16 protein-coding genes are annotated in these 20,226 nt (G+C 50.2%); 12 read left to right on the forward strand and 4 right to left on the reverse strand.

Going from position 1 to position 20,226, the window contains the following annotated elements; translation table 11 throughout:
- Nucleotides 1–54 precede the first annotated feature (54 nt).
- The 4 genes from ACO6UY_RS11195 (at nucleotide 55) to hemG (ending at nucleotide 4,648) form a co-directional block, all read left to right on the forward strand.
- Nucleotides 55–1,623, forward strand: coding sequence for an ABC transporter substrate-binding protein (locus tag ACO6UY_RS11195; RefSeq protein ID WP_422489952.1), 1,569 nt, complete (start codon nucleotides 55–57; stop codon nucleotides 1,621–1,623).
- A gap of 132 nt (nucleotides 1,624–1,755) precedes the next feature.
- Entirely contained in the window at nucleotides 1,756–2,736 is a 981-nt protein-coding gene (locus ACO6UY_RS11200) for an ABC transporter permease (RefSeq protein ID WP_101747624.1), read from the forward strand.
- Between the two features lie 5 nt (nucleotides 2,737–2,741).
- Nucleotides 2,742–3,710 carry an ABC transporter permease gene (locus ACO6UY_RS11205; protein WP_422466306.1) on the forward strand — a complete coding sequence of 323 codons (969 nt, stop codon included), beginning with the start codon at nucleotides 2,742–2,744 and terminating at the stop codon, nucleotides 3,708–3,710.
- Nucleotides 3,711–4,042: 332 nt separating this feature from the next.
- Nucleotides 4,043–4,648: a menaquinone-dependent protoporphyrinogen IX dehydrogenase gene (hemG, locus tag ACO6UY_RS11210; protein WP_422466273.1), complete on the forward strand. Its 606-nt coding sequence runs from the start codon at nucleotides 4,043–4,045 to the stop codon at nucleotides 4,646–4,648.
- Nucleotides 4,649–4,676: 28 nt separating this feature from the next.
- Here the strand turns inward: hemG and ACO6UY_RS11215 are convergent, their stop codons facing one another.
- Nucleotides 4,677–5,297, reverse strand: coding sequence for a hypothetical protein (locus tag ACO6UY_RS11215; RefSeq protein ID WP_422445860.1), 621 nt, complete (start codon nucleotides 5,295–5,297; stop codon nucleotides 4,677–4,679).
- A 306-nt stretch (nucleotides 5,298–5,603) separates the two neighbouring features.
- On the opposite strand from ACO6UY_RS11215, the gene ACO6UY_RS11220 reads away from it, so the two are divergent.
- Together ACO6UY_RS11220 and msrA are read left to right on the forward strand one after the other, a co-directional pair.
- Nucleotides 5,604–6,404 (forward strand): M23 family metallopeptidase, encoded by an 801-nt coding sequence (locus ACO6UY_RS11220; RefSeq protein WP_422461687.1) that lies wholly within the window; start codon nucleotides 5,604–5,606, stop codon nucleotides 6,402–6,404.
- A 51-nt stretch (nucleotides 6,405–6,455) separates the two neighbouring features.
- Nucleotides 6,456–7,097, forward strand: a complete 642-nt coding sequence (msrA, locus tag ACO6UY_RS11225) for a peptide-methionine (S)-S-oxide reductase MsrA (RefSeq protein ID WP_422445856.1) — start codon at nucleotides 6,456–6,458, stop codon at nucleotides 7,095–7,097.
- 274 nt (nucleotides 7,098–7,371) lie between these two features.
- Here msrA and mnmC read toward each other — a convergent pair whose 3' ends face one another.
- Together mnmC and ACO6UY_RS11235 are read right to left on the reverse strand one after the other, a co-directional pair.
- On the reverse strand, nucleotides 7,372–9,384 hold the full coding sequence (mnmC, locus tag ACO6UY_RS11230; protein WP_422489954.1) for a bifunctional tRNA (5-methylaminomethyl-2-thiouridine)(34)-methyltransferase MnmD/FAD-dependent 5-carboxymethylaminomethyl-2-thiouridine(34) oxidoreductase MnmC: 2,013 nt from the start codon (nucleotides 9,382–9,384) through the stop codon (nucleotides 7,372–7,374).
- A gap of 158 nt (nucleotides 9,385–9,542) precedes the next feature.
- Nucleotides 9,543–10,643 carry a hypothetical protein gene (locus ACO6UY_RS11235; protein ID WP_422445852.1) on the reverse strand — a complete coding sequence of 367 codons (1,101 nt, stop codon included), beginning with the start codon at nucleotides 10,641–10,643 and terminating at the stop codon, nucleotides 9,543–9,545.
- A 487-nt stretch (nucleotides 10,644–11,130) separates the two neighbouring features.
- Between ACO6UY_RS11235 and ACO6UY_RS11240 the strand changes: the two genes are divergently transcribed.
- From ACO6UY_RS11240 to ACO6UY_RS11260, 5 genes are all read left to right on the forward strand, one after another.
- Nucleotides 11,131–12,075, forward strand: coding sequence for a tRNA-dihydrouridine synthase (locus ACO6UY_RS11240; RefSeq protein WP_422445850.1), 945 nt, complete (start codon nucleotides 11,131–11,133; stop codon nucleotides 12,073–12,075).
- A 347-nt stretch (nucleotides 12,076–12,422) separates the two neighbouring features.
- Nucleotides 12,423–12,698 (forward strand): OadG family protein, encoded by a 276-nt coding sequence (locus ACO6UY_RS11245; protein ID WP_422445848.1) that lies wholly within the window; start codon nucleotides 12,423–12,425, stop codon nucleotides 12,696–12,698.
- A gap of 20 nt (nucleotides 12,699–12,718) precedes the next feature.
- Nucleotides 12,719–14,539: a sodium-extruding oxaloacetate decarboxylase subunit alpha gene (oadA, locus tag ACO6UY_RS11250; protein ID WP_422489956.1), complete on the forward strand. Its 1,821-nt coding sequence runs from the start codon at nucleotides 12,719–12,721 to the stop codon at nucleotides 14,537–14,539.
- A 67-nt stretch (nucleotides 14,540–14,606) separates the two neighbouring features.
- Entirely contained in the window at nucleotides 14,607–15,905 is a 1,299-nt protein-coding gene (locus ACO6UY_RS11255; protein ID WP_422489957.1) for a sodium ion-translocating decarboxylase subunit beta, read from the forward strand.
- Nucleotides 15,906–16,025: 120 nt separating this feature from the next.
- Entirely contained in the window at nucleotides 16,026–16,484 is a 459-nt protein-coding gene (locus ACO6UY_RS11260) for a methylglyoxal synthase (RefSeq protein WP_269674774.1), read from the forward strand.
- 156 nt (nucleotides 16,485–16,640) lie between these two features.
- On the opposite strand, the gene ACO6UY_RS11265 is transcribed toward ACO6UY_RS11260, so the two are convergent.
- Nucleotides 16,641–17,099, reverse strand: coding sequence for a hypothetical protein (locus ACO6UY_RS11265; RefSeq protein WP_422445842.1), 459 nt, complete (start codon nucleotides 17,097–17,099; stop codon nucleotides 16,641–16,643).
- Nucleotides 17,100–17,762: 663 nt separating this feature from the next.
- Between ACO6UY_RS11265 and pflB the strand changes: the two genes are divergently transcribed.
- Nucleotides 17,763–20,045 (forward strand): formate C-acetyltransferase, encoded by a 2,283-nt coding sequence (pflB, locus tag ACO6UY_RS11270; protein WP_422461679.1) that lies wholly within the window; start codon nucleotides 17,763–17,765, stop codon nucleotides 20,043–20,045.
- The last annotated feature ends 181 nt before the right edge of the window (nucleotides 20,046–20,226 follow it).

Here is a 20,226-nt window from a genome sequence, read left to right on the forward strand (position 1 = left end):
TTGAGTAATTTTAAAAAGTGAAACACCTGTAATGGGGGAATGATGAAAAAAACCATGAAGCTCTCTATTAAGAGACCTATAAAAAGACTGGCCGGAGCCATTCTGGCAGCATCATTGGCGGTAGGGGCCCAGGCCGCTACTTTAAAAATGGCCTACGATTCCGATCCGGTATCTCTGGACCCGCATGAGCAGCTGTCCGGTGCCACGCTGCAGTTGTCGCACCTGGTATTTGATCCACTGGTTCGCTGGGATGACAACCTTCAGTTTGAGCCTCGTCTGGCAGAAAAGTGGCAGCGTATTGATGACAGGACCATGCGCTTTACCCTGCGTAAAGGCGTTAAATTCCACAGCGGTAATGCACTGACGTCTGCCGACGTTCAATGGACTTTTCAGCGACTGGCCAGCAGTCCGGATTTCAAAGCGGTGTTCGAGCCTTTTGCCGCCGTGAAGGTCATTGACGACCATACCTTTGATCTGGTGACCAAAGAGGCATTCCCCCTGGTATTGAACTCTGCCACCTATATCTTCCCGATGGACAGCAAGTTCTATGCAGGTCTGGATAGCACAGGTCAGGAGAAGTCTTTGCTGAAGAAGCACGGCGATACCTATGCCTCTAAAAATGCTTCTGGTACCGGGCCGTTTATTGTGACCGAGCGTGAGCAGGGCGTGCGTGTCGATTTCCAACGGTTTGCTGGTTACTGGGATAAGCAATCGCCGGGTAATGTGGATGAAATTGTGCTTACCCCCATTAAAGAAGGTCCAACCCGTGTAGCCGCTCTGCTGTCCGGTGATGTGGACTTTATCTTCCCTGTGCCGCCTAACGATCATGAGCGTATCAAGCGGTCTGGCAATACGGATCTGGTGACCCTTGGTGGCACCCGTATCATCAGTTTCCAGTTGAATCAGGAGCGGGTTCCCGCGTTCAAAGACAAGCGTGTTCGTCAGGCCATTAACTATGCCATCAACAATGACGGCATCGTTAAAAAAATCATGAAAGGTTTTGCGACACCTGCCGGTCAGCAGGGGCCAAAAGGCTACGCCGGTTATGTTTATGATCTGCAGCCACGTTATGACCTGAAAAAGGCCAGGCAGCTGATGAAAGACGCCGGTTATGAAGATGGTTTCGCCATCACCATGATGGCTCCCAATAACCGTTATGTGAACGATGCCAGGATCGCTCAGGCGGTGGCTTCCATGCTGTCAAAAATCAACATTAAAGTGGATCTGAAAACCCTGCCAAAAGCGCAGTACTGGCCAGAGTTTGATGAGCGTTCTGCGGATATGATGATGATTGGCTGGTACTCCGATACGGAAGATTCCGCCAACTTTACCGAGTACCTCACAGCCTGTGCCGATTCGGTTTCCGGCTGGGGACAGTACAACTCCGGCAATTACTGCAATGAGGCGGTAGACGCGCTGGTTAAGAAGGCTGGCTCTGAAACCGATCCAACCGTACGGGCACAGATTCTGCAGGACGTTGAGCGTACCCTCTATGAGGAAGCAGCCTTTGTTCCCCTGCACTGGCAGAACCTTGCCTGGGGTGCCAGCAAGAACGTGGCCGCCAAAGACGTGGTTAACGTGATGAACTTCCCTTATCTGGGCGACCTGGTGATTAAGGAGTAATCACCTAGAACACCTTTATCTGAAGGACGACAGCAGTCATTTTACTTCCTGTGAAGTGACTGCGGTCAGCACCGGTTATTAGTTATCCGGTGCATCGACTATTGGCATCGCAGGCTATGGGCATCGATATTTATGCTGTTATTTTTAATGCGTAGGCTTATGCAGGGGCTGATAGTGATGTTTGTCATCAGTATTATCAGCTTTTCCATACAGGACAATCTTGGGGATCCACTCCGGGAGCTGGTAGGGCAATCGGTGTCAGAAGCCGAACGTGAAAAGTTGCGTGACGAGATGGGGTTAAACGACCCGTTCCTCACTCAATACACAAGATTTATGGGTAACGCGTTACAGGGCGACCTGGGGGACTCTTATTTTTTTAAAGCACCGGCGCTGGACGTTATCCTGGCCAAAATGCCTGCCACCCTTGAGCTGGTGTTTGCCGCGAGTTTGATCATTATTCTGGTGTCTATTCCCGCTGGAGTGTATTGCGCCATTCGACCCAACAGCTGGTTTACCCGGTTAATTCTCGGGTTCAGTATTCTCGGTATTTCTGTTCCTGTTTTTCTGACCGCTATTTTCAGTATTTACCTGTTCTCTATTGAGCTGGGCTGGCTGCCATCTTATGGCCGTGGTGAGCTGGTGCCGGTTATCGGTGGCTGGGAGAGTGGCCTGTTTACTCAAGATGGCCTGTTGCATCTGATTCTGCCTGCCATCTCGCTGGCCAGCATTATGCTGCCACTGTTTATCCGACTGATTCGCTCTGAAATGTCAGAAGTGCTGCATACCGAGTATGTCAAGTTTGCCAGAGCGAAAGGGTTGAAAAAGGCACGTATCTACTTCCTCCATGCCCTGAAGAACACCATGCTGCCGGTGATTACCGTTGGCGGTGTGCAGATAGGAACCATGGTCGCTTATACCATTCTTACGGAGACTGTCTTCCAGTGGCCGGGCATGGGCTTTCTGTTTCTGGAAGCGGTCAACCGGGTGGATACGCCGCTGATTGTTGCTTACCTGATCGTTGTGGGTGCCATTTTTGTGGTGGTGAATACGCTGGTGGATCTGCTGTACGGCCTGATTAATCCCACCGTCAGACTGGCGAGGAGTGCCCAATGAGTGAAATGATGTCGAACGCGCCGGTCGATCAGGAATCTACTGCGGCCAATATAGCGCCAGGGCGCTGGGAGCGTTTCAGGAACTCTACCTTCTGGTACAGCTTCACCCGTGACAAGGTGGCCATGGTCTGTGCCCTGATTTTCGCGCTGTTTGTCGGGGCTGCGCTGCTGGCTCCCATCCTGGCACCCACCAATCCCTACGATCTTTCCACCATTGATATTATGGATTCGGAAATTGCCCCGGTGTGGTCAGCAGAGGGGGATGAACGTTTTCTGCTGGGCACCGACGACCAGGGTCGTGATCTGTTCAGCACCATTCTCTATGGTATGCGCATCTCATTGGCGATCGGTCTGTTTGCGGTGTTGCTGCAGGCTTTTCTGGGGATTGTTCTGGGCCTGACCGCCGGTTACTTTGGTGGTCGAATCGATAGTTTTCTGATGCGGGTTGCGGATATTCAGCTGTCGTTCTCTACCATGATGGTGGCGATTATCGTGCTGGCGGTTTTCCAGGCCTCTTTTGGTTCGGAACTCTACAGTAAGCTGGCCATGTTAATGCTGATACTGGTGATTGGTATTGCCGAATGGCCTCAATATGCCCGTACGGTTCGGGCATCGGTATTGGCAGAAAAGAAGAAGGAGTATGTGGAGGCGGCCAGGGTTATGGGCTTTGGTGCCGGGCGCATTATGTTTCGACATATCCTGCCAAACTCACTGTCGCCTATTCTGGTGATCTCGACGGTGCAGATTGCCAATGCGATTATCAGTGAGGCTGCGTTGTCGTTCCTGGGTCTTGGTATGCCGGTATCCCAGCCCTCTCTGGGGTCTCTGATCTCCAGTGGTTTTGAGTATATCTTCTCTGGCAGCTGGTGGATTACGGTTATTCCCGGGATTGTGCTGGTGGTGCTGGTGTTGGTGCTCAACCTTCTGGGGGACTGGCTCCGGGATGTGTTGAATCCAAAACTGTATAAGGGCTAGCACATCATTTCGATGAATTTGGTGTGTATAATCTCCGCTCACCCTGAGCGTCCTTCGACCCAGCTCAGGATGCACGGTCGAAGGGTGATTGGCACAGTATTCAGGGTATGGAGTTTACGCCTTTCGACTCCGCTCAAGACGAACGGAGTTTGGAGGTCAATAAAGGAACCCGTCAATGACTCCCAAACTCCGTTCGTCCCGGACGGAGTTGCAGGGCGACCATCTGAACAACTTCTATTCGCCGCTTTGTTGATCTGAGTTAACACTACCGACTTATAAGTTGGTTATTATCTACGCAAATATTGGTTTTATAATTACTCACGTATTTAGATATGTCCCGTATAGCGTTGTTGCACCAGGGGTGTGAAGGCCAGACCCGAAAAATTACCGAAAGAATCGGCTACTGCCTGGCCCAGGCTGGTCATGAGACGTTTGTCAGCTCTATTACTGATCTGAACGACGGCTTCTCACTTCGGTCTTATGATGGTGTTATTCTTGGTTGTTCGATTCGTTATGGCAAACACCATAAGGCGTGTTACCAGTTTATCAGGCAATACAGTGACCAGCTGGCAACCATTCCGGGTTACTTTTTTTCCGTCAATCTGACCGCCCGCAAGCCTGAACGACGGGACCCTCATAACAACCGTTACCTGCAGAAATTCCTGAAACAGAGTTCATGGACTCCGGACCGGGTGGAAGTGTTTGCCGGTGCTTTGCTGTATACCCGATATCGCTGGATTGATAAACAGATGATCCGCTTGATTATGAAGCTGACCGGGGGGCCTGTTGATGTTACCAGGAATACCGAGTTTACCGATTGGATGCGGGTTAAGGCATTTGCCGAACAGTTAAACCGGGACTTTCAGAAAATAAGCCGCCCAATGGCGGCTGAAGCTTATAAAAGTACCGTGATTGAAAACCTTCAGTTCCCGGAATGATTAAATCCAAAATGATGTCCTGAGGCTTTTATTCGTTAAATTTGGACAATTCCTGACTGAGTTGCTGTGTGAGCCATGGCTTCTCCGGCAGTGGTGCATCCAGACGGGGGGCATCCAGGGTTGCCGCATGATAGATGTCCCTTGGTAGATGAACCACGCTGAGAGCAAGAGCTATGGCAGCAGATGCCAGAGTGGCAACTGCGCCAATGCCAAGCCCGAGAACGGCACCGGTACGGATGCCTGCCTCTTTGCCAACATAGGCACCAGCGGCAACAATATAGGGGTTAAAAGAAAAAGTCAGCAAGTCTAATATCTGAGGAATCAGAGCCACAGTAAATCCTGCTGTAGCACCGACTGCCGCACCGGCACCCATGCCCAAAAACATGCCTGCGGAGCCACTGAACATCATGGCCGTTAAGATTCGGTTTCTGACCGCCTTGAATGGATAAACCAGCCGGTCTTTTAAACTTGGCTTTGCCAAAAAGTCAGTGCCCGACATACTTTTCTGGGTAGCTGAAGTAGTTGATGGCTTTGTGGTCTTCCTTTGCCCGAAGCGCCCTCCGTTGATCATGTCAGTTTGGAAGTCAGTAAGAAAGGTGGTCTTTTGTTGATTGCCAGTAGTAGCAGTAGCAGTTCCAGTTCCAAACATAGATACACTCCATTATCCGTAGTTTCTTCAATACAATCCGGTGTATTGGGCGTTTTGTTCAAGTTATGGGAGTAATTTATAACGAGCTGAGCCAAAAGTTCATAACACTGTGTTTAGTATTACTGACAATACTGCTGATTCTTATTTTTGCAATGGTAGGGGGTATATAACTTATTGATATTAATATCTTATTTCTCTAAAAATAAGTTATTGCCATTTAAGGCTGTTTTGTTATGTGCCAATTTTGTTAAACATCATAATGTCGATAATGATTACCAGGCAGGATGATAAAAGGAGAACGTTTAAATGCATCTCGTTACAGGTTTTTTTCTTCTGGTGTTTTCTCTGATGGTCAGTGCAGACGGTCTGCAGAGCCAGCTGACACCCGGAGGTATTTTGGTCGGTCAGGCAGCACCGGGGAGTCGGATTGTTTATGACAACCAGGAAGTCAGAGTAGCGAAAGATGGGCGCTTTATTCTAGGCTTTGGTCGTGATGCAGAACTGAAGCAGTCCTATACAGAGCATTTTGCCAGTGGCGAACTGAAGACGTTTAATTTAATCCTTAAGCCACGGAAATATGATATTCAGCGGTTGACCGGGATTGCCAGAAAATATGTATCACCGGATGAGCGGGTGCTATCCCGTATCCGCAGAGAAGCTCAACAGGTGCGTGCAGCCAGAGTGCCTGATACCGATCAGGCGGATTTTTTTAACGGCTTTGACTGGCCGGTAAAAGGTCGCATCAGTGGCGTTTATGGCAGCCAGCGCGTGTATAACGGTCAACCGGGGCGGCCACACTACGGCCTGGATATCGCCGTACCCACAGGCACACCGGTAGTGGCACCGGCTGATGGGGTTGTGCGACTGGTGGACCCGGATCTCTACTATTCCGGCGGCACCATCATTATTGATCATGGCCACGGTATTTTTTCCAGCTTTCTCCATCTCAGCAAAGTCTCTGTGAAAAGTGGGGCGGCTATCAAACGAGGGCAGACTATCGGTGAAGTGGGTGCCACAGGCCGGGTTACCGGTGCCCATCTTGACTGGCGCTATAACTGGTTTGATAAGCGGCTTGACCCTGCACTGTTAACCCTTGGGGATCAGTAAATCCATCAGACCCTGCGGTATGTTATGATCCCTGCCAGGGAGGACATAATCATGACATTCTTTGGTAAAGACCCTGATAAACAGCAACTTCCAACTGAAGAAAAAGCCCTGCCGGGCAGGGAAGACGTGATGCCGGTCCCGGCCCGGCATTATGTCAATGGACAGCCATTGAGGCCGCCATTTCCCGAAGGCTTGCAGACCATCTACCTGGGGCTTGGCTGTTTCTGGGGAGCAGAGCGATTGTTCTGGCAACTGCCCGGTGTTTATACAACGGCGGTTGGCTATGCAGGTGGTTACACACCCAATCCTACTTATGAAGAGGTCTGCACCGGAGCAACCGGGCATACAGAAATGGTGATGGTGGTTTACGATCCTGAAAAGGTAACGACACAGGCTTTATTAGCATGTTTCTGGGAATCCCATGACCCAACCCAGGGAATGAGGCAGGGTAACGACGTGGGAACTCAGTATCGTTCAGCCATTTATACCACCACGGATGAACAGGCCGTATTGGCTGAAAGCTCAAGGAGTGAATTCTCAACGTCTTTGCAACAGCAGGGCTATCCGGACATTACCACAGAAATTCGTGGGGCTCCGCCGTTTTACTACGCAGAAGAATACCATCAGCAATATCTGGCCAGGAATCCCGGCGGTTACTGTGGTCTGAAAGGTACGGGTGTTTGTCTTGGTTAACTACTTAAGTAGCCGCTAAAGATTTTCACCCAGACAAAAAAACGGGCAACCAAGAGATAGATCAGGTTGCCCGGACGCAGTTTGCTGAATGGATTGAAACAGGAGCTTCATGAACAGGTAACCATGTGTTACCTAATCCATGCCTACTAAGATAGACAGCCATTGTTGATTCCTCCCTGCGTATTGCTACCTGTTTTTTTGCGATTTTTACCTAGTTTATTGGTCGAGGAAAGACGGCAGTCTCGCTTCCGTTATAACTCTCGTCATAAGCCTCCTATATTTTATTTCTGATCAGATCCCTGATCAGGAAGCGGGAGGGGTGAATCGCTTCCAGCAGTTTTGCAGGCATTGATAGACCGACAGTACTATCGGGCTCACCGGTGATCATGGTGGCCAGAATCTCACCGGCAACAGGGCAGGAGATTATTCCCCTGGAGCCGTGTCCGGCGGTCACGTACAGGCCTTCCAGATATTCAGGGCAGACGTCAATGGTCAACTTGCTGTTTTTTCTGAGGGGTGCATAAGCGGCAACAAAGTGCTTAAGGTCAACGATTGGACCCACCACGGGCAGGTAATCCGGTGTTGTGCAGCGGAACCCTGTGCGTCCGCCGGTCACTTGTGCATCAGTTCCACCGAGTGCCTGATACATGGCAGGGAAATACCCGGCCTGCATGGCCAGGTTTTCCAGGTGGTCGGCTTCTCGAACTTCTGTACCTTTGTCGTTAAAACTGAACGTTGCGCCCAGGGTGTGATAGCCATCGACAGCGGGGGCTATATAGCCTTCTCCGCAGACACAGGAGGCCAGTTTGTCACTTTCGGTGGTTGCTCTGGCCTGAGTAATCTGGCCACGGATGGCTTTAAGTGGCAGGTAGTTAAACTGTGACAACTGATGACTGGCCGCTCCCCGGGCAATGATCACGGTTTTACTGTGCAACCTGTCGCCATCGGTTTTCACCAGCCAGCCCTGCTCAACGGGTTCGATCGTATTCACCGTCGTGCTGGTGACCACCCGAATGTTTGGGTGATCGGCCAAAGCCTGACAGAGTGCGGGTGGGTGCACCCAGCCTGCCTGGGGAAAGTAGAGGCCGGGATAGTGAATACCCAATCCGGCGATATCGCTCAGTTGCGCTTCCGTCAGGTATTGCAGCAGAGCATTCGGATGTTGTTTATCCAGGGCCTGGTATCGTTGATCCGTTTTGGCATCAATGGCTAACTGGATAACACCGCACTGCTGCCACTGTTCAATTTCCAGTGCTTTTAGCGTATCCAGGGTGAATTGATAACCTTTAAGGATGAACTGGCTGAGCGGCGTGTTATCGGCAGAAAGTTTGGCATAGAGAACACCCTGCGGATTACCCGATGCTTCGCTGGCCAGGGCCTGATGTTGTTCCAGAATGGTGACCTGCCATCCCCGACGGGCCAGCGCCCATGCAGCGCTGCAGCCCGCCAGACCGCCACCGACGACGATGGCTGTTTTTTCAGGGTTGCTGTGGCCAGCGGGCGCAAACCAGGGTTTGCTCACAGGCAGACCCGGGGGGACAAAGCGGCCGGCAATCATATCCCGCTTGCGGCCAAAGCCCGGTTGTTTGGTCACTGAGAAGCCTGCCTCCGTCAGCCCGTCCCGAACCAGTCTGGCCGCAGTGAAGGTGGCGTAGGTTGATTGCTCATGGCTTTTGGCTTTCAGGGTCTGGAACAGTTTGGGTTGCCACATATCCGGATTTTTGGCCGGGGCAAAGCCATCGAGAAACCAGGCGTCAACCTTCTCGTTGATATGAGGCAATGTGTCCAGCACATCACCAATCAAAATATGAAGACGGATGTGTTTGCCTGATGCGCGGTCTGAAAATTGCAGGTCGATATTTTCCTCACTCAATTGATAGGCGCTGATCATTCTGTTGGCCAGAGGTGTCAGCTCCTCAAACACATTGAGTGCTTTTTGCAGGTCATCCTGCTGGAGTGGATACTTCTCCGTGCTGATAAAGACCAGAGAGGTGTTATCAGGGGCCTTTTCCAGAAAGAGCTGCCAGGCACAGAGGAAGTTCAGACCAGTGCCAAAGCCGGTTTCGCCAATGGTGAACGTGGTACCGGGTACCAGTTGACGAAACCGCCCGGGGAGATGATTATGTTCCAGGAACACATGGCGTGTTTCGGCAATACCCGAGGCCCGGGAAAAGTAGACATCATTAAACCGGGTGGAGATTGGCAGGCCATTTTCCCACTGGATATCAGCAGTGATGGTGTGATTCGGATGGTTTGGTGGATGATTGGACACGGCTTTCTGTTTCAATATTCAATATCAGGCGAAAAGCTGCAAGCATAGTCAGTGCCGACTATCGGGTAAAGAACCATGAGCAAGGAGACTGCCCGAGAACAGTCTCCTGGTAGTGGCAGTGGTGCTCAAGGTTCTTTCTGACCATGTACCAGATCCGGGATAATATAATGGCGTCACGTTTTATTAAAAAAACTTTCTAGCCTTTGTTTTACCCTCGTATTATTAGTACAGCAGAGTTCCAGGAATCTTCTGAGCTCGTCTTTCATGGTCCTACTGCCCTGACCGATGCCAGCGGATGATTCCTGAAGGGCTTGATGAACAACATTATATTTTTCACCCATTTCTGGGGCTTCACGGGTTGGCCCATTGCGGTGCTTCCAGGCAAACCGGTTTCGAAAGTATTCTATTAATTCCAGCAGAGTTCGTGCATTCCGATCTCTGAAGGGCTCCAGCCTGTTCTTGAAGAAATTTATCGGTTCAAGTTTTGGTTTGTATGTTTCGTAGGCAACTCTGTGTATGGCACAATGCAGAGGGTCATGGGTAACAGGGGGCCAGCTTCGGCTCTGCGTTTGACCTAATGCTTCTATTAAACCGTACAGATCGATAGAGAAATTACGTGAATGGTCACTAAGTTCAGAATGATATAATTTCGCAACAGTAGCGCCGGGAATATCGTCGTAACGCAGTCCGGAAAACTTCAGATGGCCAGTGGCAGGCTGCTGAAGGCGCATATCCTTCTTTAAACCTGGCTGGTTATCTTTTATAAATTTTTTAACTCTTATCCCAGCGTCTGCCCTGCCGGATTTATCAATACCAGATAATAACTTTTCGAAAAAGGTCTTTATGACCCGGGCAGGCAGTAAATGTTGACAGTCTGTTGAAGCTTCATCCGACCTGGTGACATCGACAGAGCTTTGCTGGATTGGCTCCGGATGTTCGAGGATGAACTTTTGCTCGAGGAAGTGCAAGCACAGCACGATGGTGAGTTCACTGATTCTGGAATATGCATTTTTAGTAGCGAGAACATCGTGTTCATCAATGTATAGCTGGTGTATTTTTTGGCCTGTTTCCCGGATTTTTTGACTACTGTTGCTTTCCAGTGACGGCAGGTCGATAACTTCATGGAATATGTTCCAGAATGGGGCCTTTGCTGACGACATTGGTACGCAATAGCTTAATGTATCAGCCAGTTCTGAAAAGTTGGTATCGTAGGCCTCATTCAGCCTGAGTAAGCAACGCTTAAAGGTTGCAGGGAGGTTATCGCCTGAAACCAAATCTGTCCCCGGGTTATTGGCAATTGAAGTACAAGCGGAAGGAAGGCATGAGTAATCGGGGCCTGGTAGGTCGAGCAACGAATGAGTAGGCGGCAGTGAGGGTATATTTGAGGAACCGGCACCGATGTAGACAGTCCACCCTGAAAATTCTGTGGCGACAGGAGGTTCCTGAGGCCCTGACTGTTGTGGGCGTTGCGCAACGGCTGGTAGATTTCTGATAGACGTATCCATAACTAACTCTGATTTGTATTTATTTAATGCTGCTGGCATAGGGTAAGCAGCAGCGCTTGTGCGAATCATTGCGACTTATGTGACCACAGCAAAATATATTGGTTCCCACCGTGCCTGACTCCGGCATACACCATAAATATTCGATTCCTTATGGTTAGCCATATAGGTGAAGTCAGCGTTATCTGTGAGTGCTCCTTATTTTATTATCAGGCCTGCTGACGGTAGAATTGGCGCTTTTTCACTCAAGAGGCATGCCATGCGGTTGATACTGGCGCCGATGGAAGGCGTTATGGATCACGATATGCGGGATCTGCTCACCGGCATCAATACCTTCGATCTCTGTGTTACCGAGTTTGTCCGGGTAACAGATACGCTGTTGCCGAACCGGGTCTTTTATCGTACCTGTCCGGAGTTGTTGCAGGGGGCAAAAACTTCGAATGGTACACCTGTTCGTTTACAGCTGCTGGGCAGTCACCCGGAATATATGGCACTGAATGCCCAGCGTGCAGTGAAACTTGGCTCGCCCGGAGTGGACATTAACTTCGGCTGTCCGTCAAAAACGGTCAATAAAAACCGGGGCGGGGCAATTTTGCTGCGGGAGCCGGATCAGCTGTTCAGTATTGTCCGGGCGGTTCGGGAGGCTGTTCCGGCAGAGCTGCCGGTGACGGCTAAAATTCGCCTGGGTTATGAAGACAAGTCGTTATTCCTGGAAAACGCCCGTGCTATTGAACAGGCAGGCGCCTCGGAACTGGCGGTGCATGCCCGGACAAAGGCGGAGGGCTATCGGCCTCCGGCTCACTGGGAATACATTGGCAAAATTCGGGAAAACCTGGGGATTCCGGTGATCGCCAACGGCGAGATCTGGAATCATGAAGATGCCAGGCGCTGTATGGACGCTTCCGGCTGCACTGACCTGATGGTCGGGCGGCCTTCGCTGGTAACGCCGAATATCACAACCATGATTCGCGAATCCGTCAAGCCCATGAGCTGGTCTTCAGTGTTGCAGCTGATTCTGCAATTAAGCGACAGAGATCGTCAAAATGGCAAATGGCAATACCATCCTTCCCGTCTGAAGCAGTGGCTCAATTATCTGCGTAAAGCGTATCCGCAAGCCCAGAATCTGTTTGAGCGCATCCGCTCCCTCCGTGACGCTGATGGCATTGTGGAAATCCTCTGCTCTGACCTGGCAAGAGCGGCCTAGGACAGTCTTAAGTCCGACAGGCCCTAATAACGGATGGCCAATTTTATCGGTTGGCCAACTTTTATTGATTTACGTCGGTGAATTTTTTTCCGGACTGAGGCAACCTTCCTTTTGCGAGATGCTGTCGAAGGTAGTCCTGGGCTTCTTTTATAGACAACATAGTCCGGATGACTGATTGCTTATTACACAATGTTCAGTAGTATACTGACGCAGCCAGGAGGCGTAAGACAGCCAAGAGCCATGAACCTGTTCATGGAAATAATAATCAGCAATGGTTCCGGCAGGGCAGAACTGCCTGAGGGGATTGACCGGACCTGCAAGCCTGAAAAAAACAAAGGACTTACTTGATGAATCCATCGGACCTTATTTCAGAAGGTTCCAGCCTGATGCTCTTTGGAATGGGTTTTGTGTTCCTGTTTCTGACGCTATTGGTGCTGGCAACCAGCCTGATGTCAACAATCATCGATCGGTATTTTCAGGAACCGTTACCATCTGTAGCCAATCCCATTCCAGTGAATAGCCAGCCATCGTCATCCGATGATCAGGGTGAACTGATTGCTGTTATCAGTGCAGCCATTCAAATGCACAGAACAAAAAAAGCTCAAGCAGAAAAACGCCAATAACCGGGGGATAAAGAAGGGTTATGTCTGACGTACAAAAGCCATTAGCCAATAAAAAGCCGCTGGGTATTACCGATGTGGTGTTGAGGGATGCCCATCAGTCACTGTTTGCTACCCGTCTTCGCATTGAAGATATGTTGCCGATCGCAGAACAGCTGGATCAGATCGGCTACTGGTCTCTCGAAACCTGGGGTGGTGCCACCTTTGATGCCTGTATCCGCTTCCTGGGAGAAGACCCCTGGGAGCGGTTGCGCGAGCTGAAAAAAGCCATGCCCAGGACCCCTCAGCAGATGCTGTTAAGGGGACAGAATCTGCTGGGATACCGTCACTATGCTGACGATGTCGTGGATAAATTTGTTGAGCGTGCCGTTGCCAATGGTATGGATGTGTTCCGGGTATTTGATGCCATGAACGATCCCCGTAACCTGATGCAGGCAATGAAAGCGGTGAAGAAGCAGGGTGCTCATGCCCAGGGGACGATCTCTTACACCACCAGTCCGGTTCATACCATGGATAGCTGGGTCTCTCTGGCCAAAGAGATCGAGGATCTGGGTGCGGATTCTCTGTGCATTAAGGACATGTCCGGCATTATTACGCCGACTGACGTGTATGAGCTGGTTTCCCGATTAAAGCGAGAAACGGACCTGGAAATTCAGCTGCACTGCCATGCCACCTCCGGCCTTTCTTCCATGTCACTGCTCAAGGCCGTTGAAGCCGGTGTTGATCGTGTTGATACGGCCATCTCTTCCATGTCGATGACCTATGGACATTCGCCAACTGAGGCTATCGTTGCTGCATTGCAGGGGACTGAGCGTGATACCGGGCTTGATCTGCACAAGCTGGAAGAAGTGGCTGCTTACTTCCGGGTGGTCCGAAAAAAATACGCGAAGTTTGAAGGTCAACTCCGTGGCGTTGACTCCAGAATCCTTATTGCTCAGGTACCCGGTGGCATGCTGACCAATATGGAAAGTCAGCTGAAAGAGCAGGGGGCCAGTGATAAGTTTGATGAAGTGCTGCAGGAGATTCCAAGAGTTCGTGAAGACCTGGGGATGATTCCACTGGTCACGCCCACTTCCCAGATTGTTGGCACCCAGGCGGTTCTCAATGTACTGACCGGTGAGCGCTATAAAACCATCTCCAAAGAGACCCGGGGGATTTTAACAGGTGAGTACGGTGCTACACCGGCACCGTTTAACCAAAGTCTTCAGGACAGAGTGCTGGAGGGTAAGATAGCGATTACCTGTCGTCCGGCAGATCTGCTTGAAGCTGAATTTGAAGAACTGACTGCTGAACTCCATGGCCTGGCCAAAGAGAAGGGCATCAATCTGGCGGATCAGACCGTGGATGATGTTCTGACCTACGCCCTGTTCCCGCAGGTTGGTCTGAAGTTCCTGCAGAATCGCGGTAACCCTGATGCTTTCGAACCTGCTCCCGGGACCGAGCCGGAAGTGAAGCCTGCTGCCCGGGCAACTTCCGTGGCTCCTCCAACGGAGGATTCTGTTTATACCGTTCGCGTTAATGGCAATGCCTATACCGTTCAGGTTTCAGAAGGTGGTGATGTTTCTTCCATGCTGGCTCCGGTTTCAGCGCCGACAGCCCAACCTGAAGCGACAACCACATCAGCCTCTGAAGGTGAGCCAATGCCCGCACCACTGGCCGGTAATATCTGGAAGGTGAATGTCATACCGGGGCAGCATATTCAAGAAGGTGATGTGTTGCTTATTCTTGAAGCCATGAAAATGGAAACGGAAGTTCGTGCCCCGCGTTCCGGACAGGTGACGTCGGTTGATGTGCGTGAAGGTGACAGTGTAGCGGTGGGTGATACCCTGCTTGCCCTGGCTTAATAAAAAGCGTTAGGGAGACCTCTTACAGAGGTCTCTCAAAGAGAAAAGTCTGGTCGAGAAATATGCCATGGAAAAGCTATTAACGCTCTGGGAGGGCTCCGGGTTATACAACCTTACCGCCGGAGAGTTCGTTATGATTCTGGTGGGCTTTGGGTTGCTGTATCTGGCCATCCGCAAGCAATTTGAGCCTCTACTGCTGGTACCTATTGGTTTTGGTGGAATTCTGGCCAATATTCCCCAGGCCGGTCTGGCGTTTTCCGCCATTGAGCAGGCGCTTCATATAGCTAACCCTGCACTGATGCAGGCGGTTGCCGAAGCGCTGGGCAGTGCTTCGACTGCCCCGGATCAACTTTATACTTTATACCATGAAGCGAATGTGGCAACCCGGACTGTAGTGAGTCACATTATTGCTGATGCAGGGTACACGAACGGTGTCCTTTATCAGTTTTACAGTGTGGCTATTGGCAGCGGTGTTGCTCCTTTGGTGATCTTTATGGGGGTGGGTGCCATGACGGATTTTGGTCCGTTGCTCGCTAACCCGAAAACCCTGTTTCTGGGGGCTGCCGCTCAGTTTGGTATTTTTGCCACAGTGTTTGGCGCTATTGTATTGAGCTCTATGGGGCTGATGAATTTCAGCCTGGCGGATGCCGCTGCTATCGGTATTATTGGTGGTGCGGATGGTCCTACTGCGATCTATGTATCCAGCGTACTTGCTCCCCACCTGCTGGGTGCCATTGCGGTGGCTGCTTACTCTTATATGGCTCTGGTTCCGCTGATTCAGCCGCCGATTATGAAAGCGCTGACTACGGTAGAGGAACGCAGGATTGTTATGACACAGCTGCGGTCAGTGAGCAAGACGGAAAAAATCGTTTTCCCGATCTTAATGCTGGTGCTGGTGGCCCTGTTATTACCCGATGCGGCTCCGCTGCTGGGGATGTTCTGTTTTGGTAACCTGATGAAAGAGTGTGGTGTGGTTGAACGCCTGTCGGATACAGCGCAAAATGCGCTGATCAACATCACCACCATTTTCCTCGGGCTATCAGTGGGTTCCAAACTGAGTGCTGACAAGTTTCTGCAAATGGAAACCCTGGGGATTCTGGCGTTGGGGATTGTGGCATTCTGTATCGGTACAGCCAGTGGTGTCCTGATGGCAAAACTGATGAATCGGGTGTCGTCTACCAAAGTGAACCCGTTGATTGGTTCAGCCGGGGTGTCAGCGGTACCCATGGCGGCCAGGGTCTCTAACAAAATGGGGCTTGAGGCCAATCCGCAGAACTTCCTGCTGATGCATGCCATGGGTCCCAATGTAGCGGGTGTTATTGGCTCAGCGGTAGCAGCGGGGGTGATGATTAAGTACCTGTCATGAATTTTTTCTGAAGGACAATGCGATGATTTCGAGAGAAGTCATCGCATTTTTTTTTATTCAGTGAGAATATAGCGCTTTCCATTTTTATATTTTTTCGCAGAAAAAATAGAGAAGTACTTTATGATTTATAAAGAATACAGTGTCTCATCCAAGAAGCGCATTGCCCTGGTCGCTCATGATAATAAGAAAGGGGAATTGGTGCAGTGGAGTCTGCGCCATAAAGAAAAGCTGCAGGGTCATGATCTTTTTGCCACGGGTACCACAGGAAGTCTGCTGGAAAAAGAACTGTCTATGCCGGTCACAAAATTTATCAGTGGTCCGCTGGGTGGAGACCAGCAGATTGGTGCATTGATTTCTGAATGCAAACTGGACCTGCTGGTATTTTTCTGGGACCCGTTTGAGCCAATGCCCCATGATCCGGATGTTAAGGCATTGTTACGGATCGCAGCGGTGTGGAATATCCCGGTTGCCTGTAACCAGAGCTCGGCGGATTACATATTCTCGTCAGACTTGCTTGGACAATCTCATAACCGGCATATTCCGGATTATGACAGCTATCTACAGCAAAGAACGCTTTGATTTTATGGGTTCAAAAAGAGCACAAAGGCCTTGAAATAAGGGCCTTTGGCGAAAATAATCCGGGAAAGTAATGAATGGGTTCCGCTAGACAAGCTCCGCTGAATAAGCCTGGCTGGTAGTGTCAGTATTCAAAAACAATCAATATAAAACGGGTATTCAATAATCAGAGTTGTCGTTGCCGTCTCTGCTCATTGAGCCAATACCGAAGCCTGAAGGCCCGTACTGGCGGCGCTTTTTGTAGGTTACCTTGGGCTCGGCGCTGCTATGGCGGTCTTCAGGCGCAGCAGGCCTGCAGTTCATAGTGCCGCTGATGGCGCTGTTGTTACCAACGCTGTTACCACTGCGATAGCTTTGACCACCGGATGAAAACCTGCGGACAGGCTGCTTGGTAACCGATGGCTGAAAAACGGAAACAGGCGTCTGTTCATACAGGTCTCTTTCTGAGTCCCGGTCAGACAGCAGTTCACTGTTCTGGACAGAACCTTCCTGCATATTCAGGCGCATACGATAAGGGTGACCGTAGCCTCTACGGCGACGTGGCTTGTGGTCTTTTGGCTCAGGTGGCTTCAGGCCGGTGAACTGCTCATAAATGGTTGTGTAAATATATTTGCTCATAACTACCTCCTGTTCATCCTCTCCCAGAAACGGATAAAATGTCTTTATTTGGTTGACGATGTTAGACAAACCCATTTTCGGTATGAATAGGTAACACTACTTAAAACTCTCTGAATAAACGGCAACAAACGTTAACAGTATAATGTTAGTGTCGTTAATTGTTTTGAAAAACGAAACGAAATAGAATTAACAGAAACAAAGACTAGCATTCATAAAAATAGATCGTTGCTTGATTTCATAATTTTTTTGAATTTTGGACTATTGGTAATAACTAATTTTTGCTAATCAAGGGATAGTTAATAAAATATAAGAGGATATCTTTTTTTGTTAATTCCTGTGGAAATGTGTTTATGTTTTTTTATAGCCGGTAGGTATTAACACTGATGGCAGAGTTGTCGTATATACGTTAATTTGACTGAAATTATTTCTTATTCACCGGGTTGGCCAGTTTTACACCTGCGGTATGACCACATAGATGTGATGATTTTTGTGATGATGTGTTATCGCAATGTCTGCGTCCCCGCAAGATAGGCAAACGATAAGCCGACAATGATTTACTTTCATTGATGCAGATCAAGTTGGTGTCGCCGCCAATCAATGCAGTCTGACTGACCCGGAGCAGCATCCCCAAAGAATTCTCCAACCTATCAGGAGCCTCTTAGTATGACTGTAACCACCAGCGAACTGCCAGCAGCATGGGAAGGATTCACTTCCGGCGACTGGTCTGAAAGCATCAACGTTCGTGACTTTATCCAGAAAAACTACACCCCTTACGAGGGTGACAGTTCCTTCCTGGCCGGTTCCACTGAAGCGACAGACAAACTGTGGGCTGATGTTATGGAAGGCATCAGAGAAGAGAACCGCACTCACGCCCCCCTGGATTTCGATACCGATCTGCCATCCACTATTACTTCTCACGACGCTGGCTACATCAATAAAGATCTGGAAACCATTGTTGGTCTGCAGACCGATAAGCCGCTGAAGCGTGGCATCATCGCCAACGGTGGCATTCGTATGGTTGAAACTTCCTGTGAAGTTTATGGCCGTAAACTGGATAACATGGTTAGCAAAATCTTCACTGAATATCGCAAGACGCACAACTCTGGTGTTTTCGATGTTTACACTGCGGACATTCGCAACTGTCGTAAGTCTGGCATAATTACCGGTTTGCCAGATGCTTATGGCCGTGGACGTATTATTGGTGACTACCGCCGAATCGCTCTGTACGGTATTGATCGTCTGATTGTTGACAAGAAAGCCCAGCACAAGTCTCTGGATGCGGCGCTGACTTCCGGCGAGGATCTTGAGCGTACCATCCAGCTGCGTGAAGAGGTCATGGAGCAGATCAAGGCGCTGATGCAGATCAAGGAGATGGGGGCCAAATACGGTTGCGATCTCGGTAACCCTGCTGCCTCTGCCCGTGAAGCGGTTCAGTGGACGTACTTTGGTTACCTGGCTGCGGTTAAGTCCCAGAATGGTGCGGCCATGTCTCTGGGACGTACGGCTACCTTCCTGGATATCTATATCCAGCGTGACCTGGAAGCAGGCAGAATCACTGAAACGGATGCCCAGGAACTGATCGATCACTACGTAATGAAGTTGCGTATGGTTCGCTTCCTGCGTACTCCTGAATACGATCAGCTGTTCTCTGGCGACCCGATCTGGGCTACTGAGGCTATCGGTGGTATGGGCCTTGATGGTCGTACACTGGTTACCAAAAACTCTTTCCGCCTCCTGAACACCATGTACACCATGGGACCATCACCAGAGCCAAATATCACGGTGTTGTGGTCTGAGCAGCTGCCGGTGTCTTTCAAAGAGTATTGCGCCAAAGTATCCATCGATACCAGCTCTATCCAGTACGAAAATGATGATCTGATGCGTACTGATATGAGCAGCGATGATTACGCCATCGCCTGCTGTGTGTCGCCAATGGTTGTTGGCAAGCAGATGCAGTTCTTCGGTGCCCGCGCCAACCTGGGTAAAACGCTGCTGTACGCCATCAATGGCGGTGTTGACGAGAAGCTGAAAATTCAGATTGGTCCAAAAACCGACAAGATCACGTCTGAATACCTGGATTACGACGATGTCTATGCACGTTTTGATACGCTCATGGATTGGCTGGCCAGCCAGTATGTGGCTGCCCTGAACTGTATTCATTACATGCACGACAAGTACTCTTACGAGGCCTCTCTGATGGCCCTGCATGACCGTGATGTTATTCGCACCATGGCCTGTGGTATTGCCGGATTATCCGTTGCTGCTGACTCTCTGTCGGCCATTAAATACGCCAAAGTCAAGCCGGTGCGTGATGAAGACGGCATTGCTATCGACTTCGAAATTGAAGGTGATTTTCCGAAGTTTGGTAACAACGAAGAGCGTGTAGATACGATTGCCTGTGAACTGGTTGAAACGTTCATGAAGAAAGTCGCTTCTCACACGATGTATCGCGATGCGATTCCAACTCAGTCCGTTCTGACCATTACCTCTAACGTGGTATACGGCAAGAAGACCGGTACTACGCCAGACGGACGCCGTGCAGGCCAGCCATTTGGCCCGGGTGCCAACCCAATGCATGGTCGTGACACCAGCGGTGCGGTTGCTTCCCTGAGTTCTGTTGCCAAGCTGCCATTTGCCTATGCGAAGGATGGTATTTCTTACACCTTCTCTATCGTACCAAAGGCGCTGGGCAAGGACGAAGAAAGCCAAAGCAGGAATCTGGTGGGTCTGATGGATGGCTACTTCCATCACGAGGAACATCGCGAGGGCGGTCAGCACCTGAACGTCAACGTTATGAACCGTGAAATGCTGGAAGATGCCATGGAGAACCCTGAGAAGTATCCTTCTCTGACCATTCGTGTCTCCGGTTATGCGGTGCGTTTCAACTCGCTGACACCAGAACAGCAGCGTGACGTTATCACCCGTACCTTTACTAGCTCGCTGTAATAGTAAATGTCAGGAGGCTGCCCGAGAATAGCGCCCGTAGCGAGGATGGCAGAAAATTGAGGATAAAAATTCCGTTTTGTGAGGTGAATAGCGGGGCTATTTGCCGAACAAAACGGAATTTTTAGACCAATTTGCTGCCACCGCACGACTGCATGGATGCAGGAGCTAGAGCAACGCAGGA

The sequence above is a fragment of the Endozoicomonas sp. ALE010 genome, assembly GCF_049310165.1.
Classification (GTDB): domain Bacteria; phylum Pseudomonadota; class Gammaproteobacteria; order Pseudomonadales; family Endozoicomonadaceae; genus Endozoicomonas.